Source organism: Streptomyces aureus, from assembly GCF_000725495.1.
GTDB classification, from domain to species: Bacteria; Actinomycetota; Actinomycetes; order Streptomycetales; family Streptomycetaceae; genus Streptomyces; species Streptomyces aureus_B.
The window spans coordinates 54,889-71,429 of record NZ_JNZD01000008.1; the positions used below are offsets into that span (position 1 = coordinate 54,889).

At 71.2% G+C, this 16,541-nt stretch carries 13 protein-coding genes; 9 read left to right on the forward strand and 4 right to left on the reverse strand.

The window, feature by feature from the left end; genetic code table 11:
• Window positions 1-15 precede the first annotated feature (15 nt).
• From IO36_RS15975 to IO36_RS15990, 4 genes are read left to right on the forward strand one after another with little or no spacing between them, the layout of a single operon-like run.
• Window positions 16-1,278, forward strand: coding sequence for a glycosyltransferase (locus IO36_RS15975; protein ID WP_037620586.1), 1,263 nt, complete (start codon window positions 16-18; stop codon window positions 1,276-1,278).
• The gene (locus IO36_RS15980) at window positions 1,275-2,936 is read left to right on the forward strand and encodes an ArnT family glycosyltransferase (RefSeq protein ID WP_037620589.1); all 1,662 of its coding nucleotides are present in this window, start codon (window positions 1,275-1,277) and stop codon (window positions 2,934-2,936) included. Before IO36_RS15975 ends, IO36_RS15980 begins: the two co-directional genes overlap by 4 nt.
• The gene (locus IO36_RS15985; protein ID WP_037620591.1) at window positions 2,933-4,138 is read left to right on the forward strand and encodes a glycosyltransferase; all 1,206 of its coding nucleotides are present in this window, start codon (window positions 2,933-2,935) and stop codon (window positions 4,136-4,138) included. Before IO36_RS15980 ends, IO36_RS15985 begins: the two co-directional genes overlap by 4 nt.
• Complete coding sequence (locus IO36_RS15990; protein WP_037620593.1) at window positions 4,135-6,546, forward strand: galactose oxidase early set domain-containing protein; 2,412 nt, start codon at window positions 4,135-4,137, stop codon at window positions 6,544-6,546. The genes IO36_RS15985 and IO36_RS15990 overlap by 4 nt, the downstream gene beginning before the upstream one ends.
• Window positions 6,547-6,649: 103 nt before the next feature.
• Here the strand turns inward: IO36_RS15990 and IO36_RS15995 are convergent, their stop codons facing one another.
• The 4 genes from IO36_RS15995 to trhA form a co-directional block, all read right to left on the reverse strand.
• Window positions 6,650-7,375, reverse strand: coding sequence for a Mut7-C RNAse domain-containing protein (locus tag IO36_RS15995; protein WP_037620594.1), 726 nt, complete (start codon window positions 7,373-7,375; stop codon window positions 6,650-6,652).
• A gap of 33 nt (window positions 7,376-7,408) precedes the next feature.
• Window positions 7,409-8,047: a TetR/AcrR family transcriptional regulator gene (locus IO36_RS16000; protein WP_037620595.1), complete on the reverse strand. Its 639-nt coding sequence runs from the start codon at window positions 8,045-8,047 to the stop codon at window positions 7,409-7,411.
• Window positions 8,048-8,049: 2 nt separating this feature from the next.
• Entirely contained in the window at window positions 8,050-9,597 is a 1,548-nt protein-coding gene (locus IO36_RS16005; protein ID WP_167347401.1) for a DHA2 family efflux MFS transporter permease subunit, read from the reverse strand.
• Between the two features lie 240 nt (window positions 9,598-9,837).
• Complete coding sequence (trhA, locus tag IO36_RS16010; protein WP_037620597.1) at window positions 9,838-10,551, reverse strand: PAQR family membrane homeostasis protein TrhA; 714 nt, start codon at window positions 10,549-10,551, stop codon at window positions 9,838-9,840.
• A 322-nt stretch (window positions 10,552-10,873) separates the two neighbouring features.
• On the opposite strand from trhA, the gene IO36_RS16015 reads away from it, so the two are divergent.
• The 5 genes from IO36_RS16015 to IO36_RS16035 all read left to right on the forward strand — a co-directional run bounded on the left by IO36_RS16015 (window position 10,874) and on the right by IO36_RS16035 (window position 16,514).
• Window positions 10,874-12,691, forward strand: coding sequence for a phosphoenolpyruvate carboxykinase (GTP) (locus IO36_RS16015; protein ID WP_037620598.1), 1,818 nt, complete (start codon window positions 10,874-10,876; stop codon window positions 12,689-12,691).
• Between the two features lie 220 nt (window positions 12,692-12,911).
• Window positions 12,912-13,898: a protein kinase domain-containing protein gene (locus IO36_RS16020; RefSeq protein WP_051900558.1), complete on the forward strand. Its 987-nt coding sequence runs from the start codon at window positions 12,912-12,914 to the stop codon at window positions 13,896-13,898.
• Entirely contained in the window at window positions 13,885-14,349 is a 465-nt protein-coding gene (locus tag IO36_RS16025) for a hypothetical protein (protein ID WP_037620599.1), read from the forward strand. Before IO36_RS16020 ends, IO36_RS16025 begins: the two co-directional genes overlap by 14 nt.
• A gap of 141 nt (window positions 14,350-14,490) precedes the next feature.
• Window positions 14,491-15,735 carry a hypothetical protein gene (locus IO36_RS48195; RefSeq protein WP_051900559.1) on the forward strand — a complete coding sequence of 415 codons (1,245 nt, stop codon included), beginning with the start codon at window positions 14,491-14,493 and terminating at the stop codon, window positions 15,733-15,735.
• Window positions 15,736-15,752: 17 nt separating this feature from the next.
• Window positions 15,753-16,514 (forward strand): vWA domain-containing protein, encoded by a 762-nt coding sequence (locus tag IO36_RS16035; protein WP_037620601.1) that lies wholly within the window; start codon window positions 15,753-15,755, stop codon window positions 16,512-16,514.
• Window positions 16,515-16,541 lie beyond the last annotated feature (27 nt).

Consider the following 16,541-nt stretch of genomic DNA (forward strand, 5'->3'; position numbering starts at 1 on the left):
ATCTGGGGGGATCTGTTGCTCACGTCGTTGTTCATCGCTGCCGTTTCACTTGCGCTCTTCTGGATGGCTGCTTTCACCCTGTGGTGGCAGATGCACGCGTGGCGTACGCCCGAGGTGCTGGCCTCCACCCGCTTCAGCCGTCCGGACGGGGGAGAGAGCCTGTCCTTCTCGCTGCTGCTGCCCGCGCGGCACGAGCAGGCGGTGCTCGACCACACCATCACGCGACTGCTGGAATCCAGCCACACCGACTTCGAGATCATCGTGATCGTGGGGCACGACGACCCCGAGACGGCCGAGGTGGCCCGGGCCGCCGAGGCGCGCGATCCGCGCGTGCGGGTGGTCGTCGACCACCACGAGAAGAAGAACAAACCGAAGGCCATGAACACGGCCCTGCCGCACTGCCGCGGCCGGGTGGTCGGGGTCTTCGACGCGGAGGACCAGGTCCACCCCGAGCTGCTCGCCCATGTCGACCACGCGTTCCGCACGACGGGCGCGGACGTCGTCCAGGGCGGGGTGCAGCTCATCAACTTCCACTCCAGCTGGTACAGCCTGCGCAACTGCCTGGAGTACTTCTTCTGGTTCCGCTCGCGGCTGCACCTCCACGCGCAGAAAGGGTTCATCCCGCTCGGCGGCAACACCGTCTTCGTACGGACCGAGGTCCTGCGGGAGGCCGGCGGCTGGGACCCCGACTGCCTCGCGGAGGACTGCGACCTCGGCGTCCGGCTGTCCAGCGCCGGCAAGAAGGTCGTCGTCGCCTACGACTCCGACATGGTGACCAAGGAGGAGACACCCGGCTCCCTGATGTCGCTGCTCAAGCAGCGCACCCGCTGGAACCAGGGCTTCCTCCAGGTCTACCGCAAGCGCGACTGGAAGCAGCTGCCCACCTTCGGGCAGCGGCTGCTCGCCCGCTACACGCTCATGACGCCGTACCTCCAGGCCGTCACCGGGGTGATCATCCCGCTCAACGTGGCGGTCGCGCTCTTCCTCGACGTGCCCGTCGGCATCGCCTTCGTCACCTTCCTGCCGGCGGTGACCGCCCTGGTCACCTTCGTCTTCGAGATCGTCGGCCTGCACGACTTCGGCCGGCAGTACGGGCTGCCCGTCCGCACCGTGCACTACCTGAAGCTCGTCGCCGGCGGCCCCTTCTACCAGGTGCTGCTCGCGGGCGCCGCCGTGCGTGCCGTCTGGCGCGAGCAACGGGGCCGCAACGACTGGGAGCTGACCAGTCATGTCGGCGCGCACCTCACCGACGCGACCCGAGAGGACGTGCCCGCGTGACCTCCACCCTTCCCGCGGCGGCCACACCGACGGCCCCCGCGCAGCGGCCTCCCGCGCCCGGGTCCGTCCCCGCCGGGCCCGCCGCCCCGCGCCTGCGCGGCTCGCGCGCCGATCTGCTCCTGTGCGCGGGCCTGCTCGCGGCGATCCTCCTCGTTCAGGGCTGGAACATCGCCGCCTACCCCACCTTCAGCGACGACGAGGGCACCTACCTCGCCCAGGCCTGGGCCGTCCAGCAGGGCAAGGGCCTGGCCCACTACACGTACTGGTACGACCACCCGCCGCTGGGCTGGATCCAGATAGCCGTGCTGACCTGGATACCGGCGCACTTCAGCCCCTCCCTGATGACGGTCGGCTCGATGCGCCTGGCGATGCTCGTGGTCAGCGCCGTCAGCGCGTGCCTGCTGTACGTCCTCGCCCGCCGGCTGTCGCTGCCGCGCTGGGCCGCCGGACTCGCGATGCTCCTCTTCGGGCTCTCCCCGCTGTCCGTCGTGCTCCAGCGGGAGATCTTCCTCGACAACATCGCGGTGATGTGGACGCTCCTCGCGTTCTGCCTGGCCGCCTCGCCGAGCCGTCATCTGTGGCACCACTTCGGAGCGGGCCTCGCGGCCGCCGCCGCCGTGCTGACCAAGGAGACGATGCTGGTCGTCCTGCCCGCGCTGTTCGTCACCATGTGGCGGCACAGCCACCGCGACACCCGCAAGTTCGCGCTCACCGGCGCGGTCACGGCCTGCGTCCTGATCGGCACCGCGTATCCGCTGTTCGCCCTGCTGAAGGGCGAGCTGCTGCCCGGCGGCGGACACGTCTCGCTCTGGGAGGGCATCACCTACCAGATGAGCCGTCCCGGCTCCGGCTTCATCCTGGAACGCGGCACCGGCTCGTACGGGGTCCTGCACTCCTGGCTGTACTACGACCGGATCCTGCCGCTCGGCGGCCTCGCCGGCGCCCTGCTGCTCCTGGTCACCTTCCGCTGGTCGGTGACGGCCCGCGCCCTGGCCGGACCCGCGCTCACCGTGGCGATCCTCGCCCTGGTGGCACTGCGCCCCGGCGGCTACCTGCCCGCGATGTACGTCATCCAGGCGCTGCCCTTCCTCGCCCTCGTCCTCGCCGGCGGCACCGCGAGCGTCGCCCACGCCGTCCTGCGCCGCCGGCGGACGGAGCGGGAACGCACGTACGTGACCTGGGGACGGCGCGGACTGGCCGCGTTCCTCGTCGTGGCCGCGGGAGCGTATGTCGTGCCCCGCTGGTACGACGGCGACCGCGTCGCCGTGACCGCCGACGCCAACGCCCCCTACCGGGCGGCCTCCTCCTGGCTGCGCACCGAGGTGAAGAACCCGCGGGACACCCGGGTGCTCGTCGACGACGCGCTCTGGCTCGACCTCGTGCACGACGGCTACCGGCCGGGCCTCGGCGCCATCTGGTTCTACAAGGCCGACCTCGACCCCGCGGTCACGAAGACGATGCCGCGGGGCTGGAAGGACCTCGACTACGTGGTCGCCTCCCCGACGGTACGGCGGGACGCGGCCGACCTGCCGAACGTGAGAGCCGCGATCGAGCACTCCACCCCGGTCGCCACCTTCGGCACCGGCGAGGACCGCGTCGAGATCCGGCGGATCGACGCCGCCGGCACCACCACCGCCCGTACCGGAGGCAGTCGATGAGCAGCTTCGAGAGCACCGTCCCGGAGGAACTGGGAGACCCGGCGGTACGCGGCGCCGAGGTCCCGGAGCCGGGAGCCGTCACGGTCGTCGTCCCGACCTTCAACGAGTCCGCGAACATACGGCAGTTGCTGCGCCAGATCACCGAATCGGTGCCCGCGCGGCTGCCCTGCGAGGTCGTCTTCGTGGACGACTCCACGGACGACACCCCCGCAGTCATCGCCGAGGCCGCGCGGGACTGTCCGTTCCCGGTGACCGTGCTGCACCGCGAGGTGCCCGAGGGCGGCCTCGGCGGCGCGGTCGTGGAGGGACTGAAGGCGGCCGGCTCCCAGTGGATCGTCGTCATGGACGGGGACTGCCAGCATCCGCCGTCCCTGATACCGGAGTTGATCGCCTCGGGCGAGCGGGCGGGCGCCGGGCTCGTGGTCGCCAGCCGCTACATCGCGGGCGGCAGCCGGGCGGGACTCGCGGGCGGCTACCGGATCGCGGTGTCGCGCGGAGCGACCTGGCTGACCAAGGCGCTCTTCCCGCGCAGGCTGCGCGGCATCAGCGACCCGATGAGCGGGTTCTTCGCGATCCGCCGCAGCGCGGTCACCGCCGAGGTCCTACGGCCCCTCGGCTACAAGATCCTGCTCGAACTGGCCGTGCGCAGCCGCCCCCGCCGGGTCACCGAGGTGCCCTTCGTCTTCCAGGACCGCTTCGCCGGCGAGTCCAAGTCGAGCGCGCGCGAGGGCTTCAGGTTCCTGCGCCATCTCGTCGGGCTGCGCACCGCCTCGCCGGTGGCCCGCATGCTGGTCTTCGGGCTGATCGGCGCCACCGGCTTCGTGCCGAACCTGCTCGGCCTGTACGCGCTCACCGCCGCCGGACTGCACTACGTACCGGCGGAGATCCTCGCCAACCAGCTCGGCGTGGCCTGGAACTTCCTGCTCGTCGAACACCTGCTGTTCCGGGACCGCCGGGGACACCGACGGGGCTGGGACCGCCTCGGCCGGTTCGCGCTGCTCGCCAACGCCGATCTGGTGCTGCGCATCCCGCTGATCGCGCTCTTCGTCGGCCGTTTCGGCATGGGCGCGCTGTCCGCCACGGCCCTCGCCCTGGTGACGACGTTCGTCCTGCGCTTCGCCGGGACCGAGGCGCTGGTCTATCTGCCGCGCCGCGGCCGCGAGAGCGAGCGCGGGAGCCGTACCCCGAGGAGGACGGTATGAGATTCCGGGTGAGACCGCGGCGCGGAACCGCGCTCCTGGCCGTGACGGGGCTCGCGGCCGGGCTGCTGCTCGGATCGCCCCAGCCCGCGTCGGCCGCCAACCTCGTCACCAACCCGGGCTTCGAGACCGCGGGGACCGACGGCATGCCGTCCTGCTGGGAGAAGTCCGGCTGGGGCGACAACGACTTCACCTTCGCGACCGTGTCCGACGCGCACTCGGGGACCAAGGCCATGAAGGTCACGCTGACCCGCCGGGTCGACGGCGACCGCAAGGCGCTGATCACCGAGTCCGCCGCCTGCGCCCCGGTGGTCACCGCGGGCCGGCAGTACGACCTCGGGCTCTACTACAGGACGACGACCCCCGACGCGGCGATCACGCTCTTCCGGCACGACACCACCGCCGGCTGGCAGTACTGGACCGACCTCAAGACCCTGGACATGGCGGCGGCCTGGACCGAGGCGAGCGTGCGCACCCCGGCGGTCCCGGCGGGCACCGACCGCATCACCTGGGGCGTCTCCGTCTACGGCACCGGGTCCGCGACCACCGACGACTACACGATGGAACAGGTCTCCGACCCGATCCCGCCGGCCACGTGCACGGGCACGGCCGACGAGTGCGCGAACGGCAGGTGGACGGTCCTGCCCACGCAGAACCCGGTCCGCTCCATGCACTCCGTCGTCCTCAACAACGGCAAGGTGCTGCTGATCGCGGGCTCCGGGAACAGCGAGGAGAACTTCGACGCGGGCACCTTCACCTCCGCGGTGTACGACCCGGTGACCGGCTCGTACAAGGTGATCCCCACGCCCAAGGACATGTTCTGCTCCGGGCACGTCCAGCTCGCCGACGGGCGGGTGCTGGTGCTCAGCGGCAACAAGGCGTTCCCGGTCGCGGGCGGGCACGGGTACGAGGGGTACAAGGAGTCGTACGTCTTCGACCCGGTCACCGAGACGTACAGCAGGACCAACGACCTGAACGACGGCCACTGGTACCCGTCGGCGACCGAACTCGGCAACGGTGACGTCATCGCGTTCGGCGGCCTGCGCGAGGACTCGTCCGGCTCGGTGACCGCCGAACGCTGGTCGAACGAGCGGCAGCAGTGGCTTCCGCTGTGGCAGGTCAACCAGACCTGGTCGTTCTGGGGCCTGTACCCGTCGATGATCCTCATGCAGGACGGGCGCCTCTTCTACTCGGGCAGCCATGTCTTCGGCAACGGCACCCCGGGCACCGGCTCCGCGATCTACGACTATGACGCCAACACCACGACCGCCGTCCCCGGGCTCCAGAACAATGACGAGCGCGACCAGTCCGCGAGCGTGCTGCTGCCGCCCGCGCAGGACCAGAAGGTGCTCACCCTCGGCGGCGGCAACATCGACTCCAACCCGGCGGCGAACCGGCTCACCGACATCATCGACCTCAAGGCCGCGAGCCCCGCCTACACCATGGGCCCGCCGATCCCGCAGGGCACGGTGGACCTCGGCAACGGCCAGGTCGCCGAGACCGGCGGCCAGGGCAAGATGTACGTCTCCGCCGTCCTGCTGCCCGACGGCAAGGTCCTGGAGACCGGCGGCGCCCTGCACAACCGCGCCGACCCCGTCCGCGAGGCCTCGATCTTCGACCCGGCGACCTCCACCTTCGACCCGGTGGCCGCCGACCCCGAGGACCGCGGCTACCACTCCTCCGCGTTCCTGCTGCCCGACGGCCGGGTGATGGCCACCGGCGACAACCCGGGCAACGGCACCTGGAACCACGACGTGTCCATCTACACCCCGCCCTACCTGCTCAAGGGCACCCGCCCGGCCATCACCTCGGTGATCGACAACGAGTGGGTCTACGGCGACACGCAGCGCATCACCGTCGACCGGCCCGTCGTGAAGGCCGAGCTGATCCGGCCCGCCGCGGTCACGCACTCCTCCGACCCCAACCAGCGGTTCGTGGACCTGCCGCTGAGCGTGGACGGGAACAACGTCGACCTCAACGTGACGAGCAACCCCAACCTGGCGCCGCCCGGCTGGTACATGCTCTTCGCGGTCGACGCCAACGGCGTTCCGTCGGTGGCGAAGTGGGTGCACCTCCAGGGGCCGTCAGCCCTGGCCGCGGACACCGCCTCGGCGCACGTCCACTCCTTCGCCGACGCGCTGCCGGGCGCGGTCCAGGGGCCGGGAGGCAAGCGGACCTCGCAGAAGGTGTCCACCACCATCTCCGGGTGCGACCGCCACTACGGCTCGGTCAACGTCTGCGTGCCGACGGCCTTCCCGGAAGGGGTGAAGCGCACGACCGCCTCCCGCTGCGCCTGGCTGAAGAAGAACGACTACGGACGGCTGCGGGTCAACGGGAAGGACGACCCGCTCGGCCTCGACCCCAGCCGGGACGGACTGGCCTGCGGGGCCAAGGACCTGATCAGGCGCTAGGCGGGAGCCGGGGGCTCGGTCCGGGGTTGCCGGCCCGGACCGGAGCCGCGGGTCCCGGCGGCTGGTCCGGCGGTCCGTCCGGCGCCCGTCCGCGGGGCGTCGGTCAGGTCCCGAACTCCGCGAGGGCGCGCTCCACGACGGTCTCCAGCCGTTCGTGGTGCGCGCCCTTCCAGTAGGCGCGCCCGCACTCCACGCACTGGGCGAACACGTCGTAGGACCGCTCGGTGCCGCTCTCCAGCTGGTCGGCGACCTGCTCCTTGGTCGCCTTCGTGAGCAGGCCGTTGCACGCGGTGCAGCGCGTCCAGGGCTTCAGTTCGGGCGCGAACCGGCCGAGCACGTCCCGGAGCTGGTCGTCGGGACGGGTGCTGTAGACGAAGCCCCCGGCCCACAGCTCGCGGCGCCGCAGCAGCCCGCGGTCGCGGCTGAGCAGCACCCGCCGCTCGGCCGCCGAACGGGCGGCGAGCGCCGGGTCGCCGATGTCGGTTGACTCGTAGGCGGTGTCGATGCCGAGCAGGCGCATCCGGCGGGCCAGGGTGCCGAGATGGACGTCCAGGAGGAAGCGCAGCGGAGCGCCCGGCACCCGCTGGGGGCGGACGACCGCGGCGACCCGCACGGACTCGCCGGCCGCCGGGATGTGCGAGACGGGCACCTCCCGCCCGTCGACGACCAGGGCGCCGACCTCCGTCAGCGGCACGCCGAGCGATTCGACGACATGACCGAGGGTGGACACACCGTCCACGGCGAGGAGGTGGGCGCCGGTCCGCCGGGCGTGCGGGACGAACAGGGCCAGCTCGGGGGCGACTTCGACGTGGATCTCCGCTGCGTTCACCCCGTCAGGATGGCACGGGGGAGGGGCGCGGCCTCAGCGGTTTTGTACGGGCAGGCCGTTCTGGAGGATGTCCAGCGCTCGGTCGAGGAGGTCCGGGAAGTCGCCCCGGTGACCGTGCTCGGCCCAGAACATCGAGGTCTCCATCAGACCGCCGATGAGCGACATCGTGTACACCCGCACCTCCAGGCTGTCCGGGTCCAGGCCGGTGCGCTCGGAGATGGCGGTGGCGAACATGCGGCCGGTGACCGACATGCTCTCCATCATCCGCGAGCGCACCGCGGGAACGTCGACCAGCAGCCGGGTGCGGATCCGCGCCACCTCCGGGTCCTCCTCGATCCCGGTGCGCACGGCCTCCCGCATCACGTGGCGGACGGTCTGCGGCCACGGTTCGTCGGCCGGGCGGGCGCGCAGCTCCTCCATGAGGATCGGGTCGTACTCGTCGGTGAGCACGATGTCCTCCTTGGTCGGGAAGTACCGGAAGACGGTCGACGGCGACACCTCGGCGCGCTCGGCGATCTGGTCGATCGTCGTGGCGTCGTACCCCTGCTCCTTGATCAGCGCGTACGTCGCGTCGCGGATCGCCTCGCGCGTCTTGATCTTCTTGCGCTCGCGCAGCCCGAGTTGCGGGCGGTCGGCGGGGGAGGTGCTGCGGGCGGCCGTCATGGAGTTCATTGTCAGGCATCCGCCCGCTGCCGGGCCACGTCGGACCGCTGCTCCCCGGCCCCGGCCGCCGCCGTCGTCCCCGGCAGGAAGGCCGCCGCGAGCAGCGCCGAGACCAGGGCGGCGATCCCGCACACCAGCAGCGTCAGGGCCATGCCGTGGACGTACGCGCTGTCGGCGGACGCGGCGAGGCGGGCGGATCCGGTCCGCTCGGCGATCAGGTGCGCGGCCACCACGGAGTGCCCGGCGGTGTCGGCGGCCGCCGCGGGCAGACCGGTGACGTCGAGGCGGTCGCGGAAGGCGCCCGCGAGCAGGCTGCCGAGCAGGGCGATGCCGATGGCGCCGCCCACCTGGCGCAGGGTCATCAGCAGGCCCGAGCCGCTGCCGGCGCGGTCGGAGGGCAGGGTGGCGAGGGCTCCCGACATCGCGGGCACGACCGCGAAGCCGAAGCCGACCCCGGCGACGGACAGCCACAGCGCGGTGAAGGCGTAGCCGGAGTCCACCGTCGTACGGCTGCCCAGGAGAGCGGCGAAGGCCAGGACCACGAGACCCGCGCCGACCACGGCCCGCGCCCCGAAGCGGGCGACGACGGGCTGCGCGGCCCGTGCCGCGACGATCAGCCCGCCCATGAGCGGCAGCAGCCGCACCCCGGTGCCGAGGGCGTCGTTGCCGAGGACGGCCTGGAGGTACGGCGGCAGCACGAACATCAGCCCGGACAGCACGAACATGACCAGGGTGGCCGCGAGCGTGTTGAACAGGAACCCGCGGTGCGCGAGGAGGCCCATGTCGAGCATCGGCCGTGCCATGCGCCGCTCCCGCAGCACGAGGGCGGCGATCAGGACGACCGCCGAGGCGAAGCAGGCGAGGACGAGCGGGTCGCCCCAGCCGCGGGTCGGGGCCTCGATGATCGCGTAGATGAGGACGCCGAGCCCGGACGCGGTCAGCGCGGTGGAGAGGACGTCCACCCGGGGGGATGCGGGGTCGCGGGTCTCGGGCAGCAGCAGGACGCAGGCGAGGATGCCGAGGGCGGCCGTCGGGAGGTTGATCAGGAAGACCGAGCCCCACCAGAAGTGGTTGAGCAGCCAGCCGCCGACGATCGGGCCGAGCGGCAGGCCGAGCGTGGAGCCGGCCGAGACGATGCCGACGGCCTTGGTGCGCTCGTCGGGGGCGAACAGCGAGGGCAGGACCGACAGGGCGAGCGGGGTGACCAGCGCGCCGCCGACGCCCATCAGCGCACGGGCGGCGATCACCCAGGTGATGTCGTCGGTCAGTGATCCGGCGAGCGAGCCGACGAAGAAGATCCCGAGTCCGACGATGAGCATCCGGCGCCGCCCGAACCGGTCGCCCAGCAGCCCGGCGGGGAGCATCAGCGAGGCGAAGACGACGACGTAGGCGTCCGCCATCCACTGCTGCTGGCCGGTGGACGCGCCGAGGTCCCGGGCCATCGTCGGCAGCGCCACGTTGAGGATCGTCATGTCGAAGCCGAGCACGAGCATGCTCGCGACCAGGGCCCCGAGGGCCCACCAGCGGCGGGGGTCGCGCACCGCGGCGTCGTCGTTCATGGAAGTAACCATGAAATGAGAGTAGCTCTCAAAAGATGGTGACAGTCAATCGAGGGTCGCTTTCAGTCGGTCGGAGGGCGGAGGGTTGGCGCGATGGAGCCCCGGGATGGCCGGAAACCTCCTGTGGTCGGCCGCCCGGGAGGGCGCCCGACGCCGGGCCGGCCGGGCGTGGCGGCCGGAAAACACGCAGTGGCCGCGGCTGGGGAGCCGCGGCCACCGGGAGGGGTGAGGGGGTGGGGATCAGCCGTGCTGATAGGCCACCAGGGAGATGCCGACGTAGTGCACGATGAACGCCGCCAGCGTCAGCGAGTGGAAGACCTCGTGGAAGCCGAACCAGCGCGGTGACGGGTTGGGCTTCTTGATGCCGTAGATCACGCCCCCCGCGCTGTAGAGCAGTCCGCCGACGATCACCAGGACCAGGACGGCGATGCCGCCCGTGCGCATGAAGTCGGGCAGGAAGAAGACGGCCGCCCAGCCCATCGCGATGTAGCAGGGCGTGTAGAGCCAGCGCGGGGCGCCGACCCAGAACACCCGGAAGACGATGCCGGCCGCCGCCGCGGCCCAGATGCTCCACAACAGCCACTGGCCCTTGGCGTCCGGCAGCAGGAGCAGGGTCAGCGGTGTGTACGTGCCCGCGATGATCAGGAAGATGTTCGCGTGGTCGAGTCTGCGCAGGACGCCGTCCATCCGCGGACTCCAGTTGCCGCGGTGGTAGAGCGCGCTGACGCCGAACAGCAGGCAGGCGGTGAGGGCGAAGATCCCGCAGGCGATGCGCCCCCGGGTCGAATCGGCCAGCGCGGTCAGGACGAGTCCGGAGACCAGTGCGGCCGGGAACATGCCGAGGTGCAGCCAGCCACGGAGTTTGGGCTTGATCTCTTCCGACAGGGAGTGCGCGACAGACGTCTGGCCGGCGGCCGGCGAGTCCGTGGGCGCGTCGGGGACGGACGCAGTCATGGGCCGAATCGTACCTACGGAACCGTAAGTTACGCGTCAGTCCCGCGTAAGCGAACCGCGAGAGTGGCCATGATCTCACGGCCTCGGGGGGCGCCGCCGGGGTACTCGGCGTGAACCCGAAGTGAGCGGGCGGAAACCTTCCGCGAAGTGGCGATGCTCACTCCGCTCAGGTGTGAGGCTCTCTGGACATATGCGCGGTTCGGTCCGATCATCAAATGAGTGCGGTCGGCACCGGATGAGCGCCAGAGGTTCAGTCACCGAGAAGCATCCGGGTCGCAGCCCCCACGGGGCACAACAACAAACCCCTCATTTAGGAGCAATCGTGGCGCGCGACATCGCGGCTCCCGTCCCGACCAACCACAAGGAACTGATCTCGTGGGTCAACGAGATCGCCGAACTGACCGAACCGGACAGTGTGGTCTGGTGCGACGGATCCGAGGCGGAGTACGAGCGACTGAGCGAGGAGCTCGTCCGTAAGGGCACCTTCAAGAAGCTCGACCCGATCAAGCGCCCCAACTCCTACTACGCCGCCTCCGACCCGACCGATGTCGCGCGGGTCGAGGACCGGACGTTCATCTGCTCCGAGAAGGAGGAGGACGCGGGCCCGACCAACCACTGGAAGGCCCCCGCCGAGATGCGGGAGATCTTCTCCGGTGAGCAGGGCGTGTTCCGCGGCTCGATGCGCGGCCGCACGATGTACGTCGTCCCGTTCTGCATGGGCCCCCTCGGCTCGGACCTCTCCGCGATCGGCGTCGAGATCACCGACTCCGCCTACGTCGCCGTGTCCATGCGCACCATGACCCGCATGGGACAGCCCGTCCTGGACGAACTCGGCACCGACGGCTTCTTCGTGCGTGCAGTGCACACGCTCGGAGCGCCGCTGGCCGAGGGCGAGGCGGACGTGCCGTGGCCCTGCAACTCCACGAAGTACATCTCGCACTTCCCCGAGACCCGCGAGATCTGGTCGTACGGCTCCGGTTACGGCGGCAACGCGCTCCTGGGCAAGAAGTGCTACGCCCTGCGCATAGCCTCCGTGATGGCGCGCGACGAGGGCTGGCTCGCCGAGCACATGCTGATCCTCAAGCTGACGCCGCCGCAGGGCGAGTCGAAGTACGTCGCGGCCGCGTTCCCGAGCGCCTGCGGCAAGACCAACCTCGCCATGCTGGAGCCCACGATCTCCGGCTGGACGGTCGAGACCATCGGCGACGACATCGCCTGGATGCGGTTCGGCGAGGACGGCCGCCTCTACGCGATCAACCCCGAGGCCGGCTTCTTCGGCGTCGCGCCCGGCACCGGTGAGCACACCAACGCCAACGCGATGAAGACGCTGTGGGGCAACTCCGTCTTCACCAACGTCGCGCTCACCGACGACAACGACATCTGGTGGGAGGGCATGACGGAGGAGACTCCGGCACACCTGACCGACTGGAAGGGCAACGACTGGACGCCGGAGTCCGGCACGCCCGCGGCGCACCCCAACGCCCGCTTCACGACGCCCGCCTCGCAGTGCCCGATCATCGCGCCCGAGTGGGAGGACCCGAAGGGCGTGCCGATCTCGGCGATCCTCTTCGGCGGCCGCCGCGCCACCGCCGTCCCGCTGGTGACGGAGTCCTTCGACTGGAACCACGGCGTCTTCCTCGGCGCGAACGTCGCCTCCGAGAAGACCGCCGCCGCCGAGGGCAAGGTCGGCGAGCTGCGCCGCGACCCCTTCGCCATGCTGCCGTTCTGCGGCTACAACATGGGCGACTACATGGGCCACTGGGTCGACGTCGCCAAGGACAAGGACCAGGCGAAGCTCCCGAAGATCTACTACGTGAACTGGTTCCGCAAGAACGACGCGGGCAAGTTCGTGTGGCCCGGCTTCGGCGAGAACAGCCGCGTCCTGAAGTGGATCGTCGACCGCCTGGACGGCCGGGCCGAGGGCGTCGAGACCCCGATCGGCGTCCTGCCGACCCGGGAGTCCCTCGACACCGACGGTCTCGAGCTGGCCGAGTCCGACCTCGACTTCCTGCTCACGGTCGACAAGGAGGTCTGGCGCGAGGAGGCCGCCCTGGTCCCCGAGCACCTCAACACCTTCGGCGAGCACACGCCCAAGGAGCTGTGGGACGAGTACCGCGCACTGGTGCAGCGCCTGGGCTGAGGCCCTCAACCACTCCGCGGCCGACCCGAGTTGCCCTGACCTGCGACCGTTGCGGCGGTCGGCCGCGGTGACCGCACCCGCCGGGGTTTCGCACACATGTGTGCGAAACCCCGGCTTTTTCGTCCTCTGCGCCCCGCCCGTGCCGGAACGGCTGAAAAAGCGCGGATTTCGAGGGACACTCCTGACATCCTGCAGTCGACCCCGAAATGAGGTGGGCGGGGTGCGTACGCCTGTCAGCGACCCCATGAGGATCGGTCCGTACCGCATCGTGGGCCGGCTCGGCTCCGGTGGCATGGGATGGGTGTACCTCGGCCGCTCGCCCTCCGGGCGTGAGGTCGCGGTCAAGGTGGTGCGGCCCGAACTGGCCGCGGAGAGCGAGTTCCGGGAGCGTTTCGCACGCGAGGTCGCGGCGGCCCGCGTGGTCAGCGGCGCCTTCACCGCCGCGGTGGTCGACGCCGACACCGAGGCCGAACTGCCGTGGCTGGCGACGCTGTACGTGCCCGGTCCCTCGCTCGCCGAGGCGGTCCGCGCCGACGGACCGCTGCCCGAGCCGCAGGTGCGACGGCTCGGCGCCGGCCTGGTCGAGGCGCTCCAGGCCATCCACGCCGCGCGCGTGGTGCACCGGGACCTCAAGCCGGCCAACGTGCTGCTCGCCGCCGACGGACCGCGCGTCATCGACTTCGGGATCTCCCGCGTGGACGGCGCTCCGGGACTGACACAGGTCGGCGTCGTCGTCGGCACCCCGCCCTTCATGTCGCCCGAGCAGGTCAAGGGCGCCAGGGTGGGGCCGCCGAGCGACGTCTTCTCCCTCGGCGGGGTCCTGGTGTACGCCCTCACCGGACGGGCACCGCACGGCAGCGGGGACGCCGTCCGTTACCGCGTCGCCTTCGAGGAGCCCGAACTCGACGGCATCACGGGACCGTTGCGGGATCTGATCGCGAGCTGTCTGGCCAAGCGCCCCGAGGACCGGCCCCGGCTGGACCGGCTGATGGCCGGGCTGCTGGAGCAGGAACCCCGGGAGGCCGACTGGCCGCCGCCCACCGTGGCCCACAGCATCAAGGCGCGCACCCGGGATCTGGCCGGGCGCCGCCGGCAGAGCACCAGCGTGTCCGTGCCCTCCTGTCTCCTGTCGCACGCCCAGGCGCTGCTCGACGCCGGGCTGACCGACGCGATGGTCGCCGAGGCGGTGGGACGTGGCGGTGCCTGACTCCGTTCCCGGACACGGCCGCGAGATCCTCGAAATCGGAACACACTGGCGCCGGCTGGTGCAGAACTGGGTGACCGGCCGGAATTTCCACACGGAGACCGACACCGTTTCCGTCTCCATGCGCTTCGACCTCGAGGAAACGGGCCGGATGGTCACCGTCCGGTTCATGACGACCAAACGGCTGCTGGTCGCCTTCGCGACCGACGGGTATTTCCTGCGCAAGGACCAACTCGCCCTCGCGGCGGCCGCGTCCAACGCGTGGAACACCGAACAGCTCCGGCCCATGCTGTCCGTGTGGGACGTACGGGGGCCGCGTCCCTGTCTCGCGGGCGTGTACGACCTCCCCCTGACCTGCCGCATGACGCAAACGGATTTCGATGCTTTGGCCAGTGATTGGGTGGAGCGGGCGAGACATATGTTCACCCGATGCCATCAGGTGTTCGAGTTGTAGAAGTGAATTCCGCCGCATTCCCCAAACCCTTACGAGTGACCGCGGGTTTCCGCCACTATGGGCGAGTGCCTTTCAGGGCCACGGGGGTGTTTTTTCGCAGGGCCACGGGGGGTCTTTGTCATGCGGCGGATTTCTTTCCTCATGCTTTCCGGCCTCCTGACCGCACTCGCCCCGGCGGCACCCGCCGCGGCCGGCCCGTCCTGCGGACCGACCTTCGAACAGCACCTGCGCTGCTGGTCCGGCGCGGTCGACCAGGGGCCGGTGCGCGTCACGATCGACCGGCAACTGCCGTACGACGGGGGGTCCGCGCAGCGCAAGGACCTCGAACAGAGGGTGCTGGAGCAGCAGGAGCGCCTCCAGGTCGAGGTCCCGAAGGGCGTCCGCACCGGCCCCGGCGGCACGGCTCTCCTCGTACTGGCGGACAGCAGGCGCCGGTTCGTCGCGGACGACGCCCGGATCGACCCGCTGACGACCACGGCCCGGAGCGAGCTGGACGCCCGCGGAGCCTGCGCCCCCAGGGCGGGGGGAGAGGACAGATGCGCCCCGTTCGCGAAGGCCATGAAGGGCAGCGACCTGGTCCGCCTGGGCCTGGCCGTCGAACTGCCCCGGCAGTACACCGTCTCCGGCTCGGGGAGTGGCGCCGCCACGGGCCCGGCCCCCACCGATGAGACCGCCGCGGGCGAGCAGGGCCAGGGGCAAGGACAGGGCCAGGGCCAGAGCCGGGGCCAGGAGGCCGGGACCATCGGCAGCACCGGCCGCGCCCCCGCGGGCGGCACCGGCCAGGACGGCTCCGGTGGCACCGGCCAGGACGACTCGGGCTGGGACACCGCCACCCAGGTGCTCACCGTCCTGTGCGCCGTGCTCGTCCTCCTGCTCGGTCTGCTGCTGTTCCTGATCCGCCGCTCCGCCCGGTCCGTCGCCGTCGGGAGCCTCTCCCGGCGCTCGCTCGCCGCCCCGGGCGTCGGCGCCGTACCGGAGGCCGCGGCACCCCGGCCGCGCACCCGTCCCCGTACCCCTCCGTCCGACGAGCCGGCCGCCCGCCCCCGTACCCCCGCGTCCGACGAGCCCGCCGCCCGCCCCCGCCGCCACGTGCCCGACGAGGTCACCACCCGGCTGCGGACCACACCGGCGCCCCGCGGCCACGGACGGCGGGTCGGGGCCGTACCGGGCCCCGCCCGGCCCGCCGTCGTGCGCACCGAACTGCACCCGCAGGGCTATGTCGAGGTGGACGAGGTGCTGTACCGCGCGGTGTGGGCCGAGCCGGGCCGCCCCCCGCCCGCACCCGGCGGACTCGTCGACGTCACCGAGGCGGGGGAGCGGGACTCCGACGTCCTCTACGCGTTCCCGCCCACACCCGGACGGCACGCCAAGGCCGCCCGGCCCTGAGACCAGGAGAGATCCCCATGCACAGCGACTACCCGCCCACCCTGCCGGCGGAATACGCCGACATCGAGTTCGAGAACAACGCGCAGCGGCTGCCGCTCGTCCTGTGCCTCGACATCTCCAGCTCCATGGCGGGGCAGCCCATCCAGACGCTGAACAACGCGCTCGCGGAGTGGACCCGGGAACTGCACGACGACGTCAGCCTCAGCTACAGCGTCGAGGTCGCCGTGGTCACCTTCGGCGGCCAGGGCGTCGCCGCCTGGCGCGGCCCTCAGCTGCTGCCCGTGGGCACCCCCGTCAGCCCCTTCGTACCGGCGCACATGTTCCGTCCGCCGCAGCTCGCCGCCGCCGGGGTCACCCTGATGACCGAGGCCCTCGAACTGTCCATGAACATCGTCGCCGCCCGCAAGGCCGAGCTGCGCGCCTCCGGACTCCAGTACTACCGGCCGCAGATCTGTCTCGTCACCGACGGGCTGCCCACCGACGCCACGGGCCATCTCACCGACTCCTGGCACCGGTTGATCCCGGTGCTCGCCGAGGAACAGCGGGCCCGCCGCTTCCGGCTCTACGCGATCGGCGTCGGCGGCATCACGGACCGGGGCGAGCAGGTGCTCCGGTCGTTCGCGCCGAAGTTCAACGCCCGGATCCAGGGATTCCCGTTCCGCGAACTGCTCCAGATGATGTCCGCGAGCGCCAACGCCGAGCAGAAGGGCGCCGGCGACGAGGTCTTCGAGAAGATCTTCAGCCAGTTCAAGACGCAGCGCCCGGCCTGGGAATCGTGACCGATGACCCGATGGGATTCCTGAGTG

Excerpts from the sequence above, each read along its gene's own strand:
- IO36_RS15985 (WP_037620591.1), top strand. The coding sequence starts at position 2,933 with ATGAGCAGCTTCGAGAGCACCGTCCCGGAGGAACTGGGAGACCCGGCG.
- IO36_RS48195 (WP_051900559.1), top strand. The coding sequence starts at position 14,491 with ATGCTTTCCGGCCTCCTGACCGCACTCGCCCCGGCGGCACCCGCCGCG.
- trhA (WP_037620597.1), bottom strand. The coding sequence starts at position 10,551 with ATGACTGCGTCCGTCCCCGACGCGCCCACGGACTCGCCGGCCGCCGGC.
- IO36_RS15990 (WP_037620593.1), top strand. The coding sequence starts at position 4,135 with ATGAGATTCCGGGTGAGACCGCGGCGCGGAACCGCGCTCCTGGCCGTG.
- IO36_RS16035 (WP_037620601.1), top strand. The coding sequence starts at position 15,753 with ATGCACAGCGACTACCCGCCCACCCTGCCGGCGGAATACGCCGACATC.
- IO36_RS16000 (WP_037620595.1), bottom strand. The coding sequence starts at position 8,047 with ATGAACTCCATGACGGCCGCCCGCAGCACCTCCCCCGCCGACCGCCCG.
- IO36_RS16005 (WP_167347401.1), bottom strand. The coding sequence starts at position 9,597 with ATGAACGACGACGCCGCGGTGCGCGACCCCCGCCGCTGGTGGGCCCTC.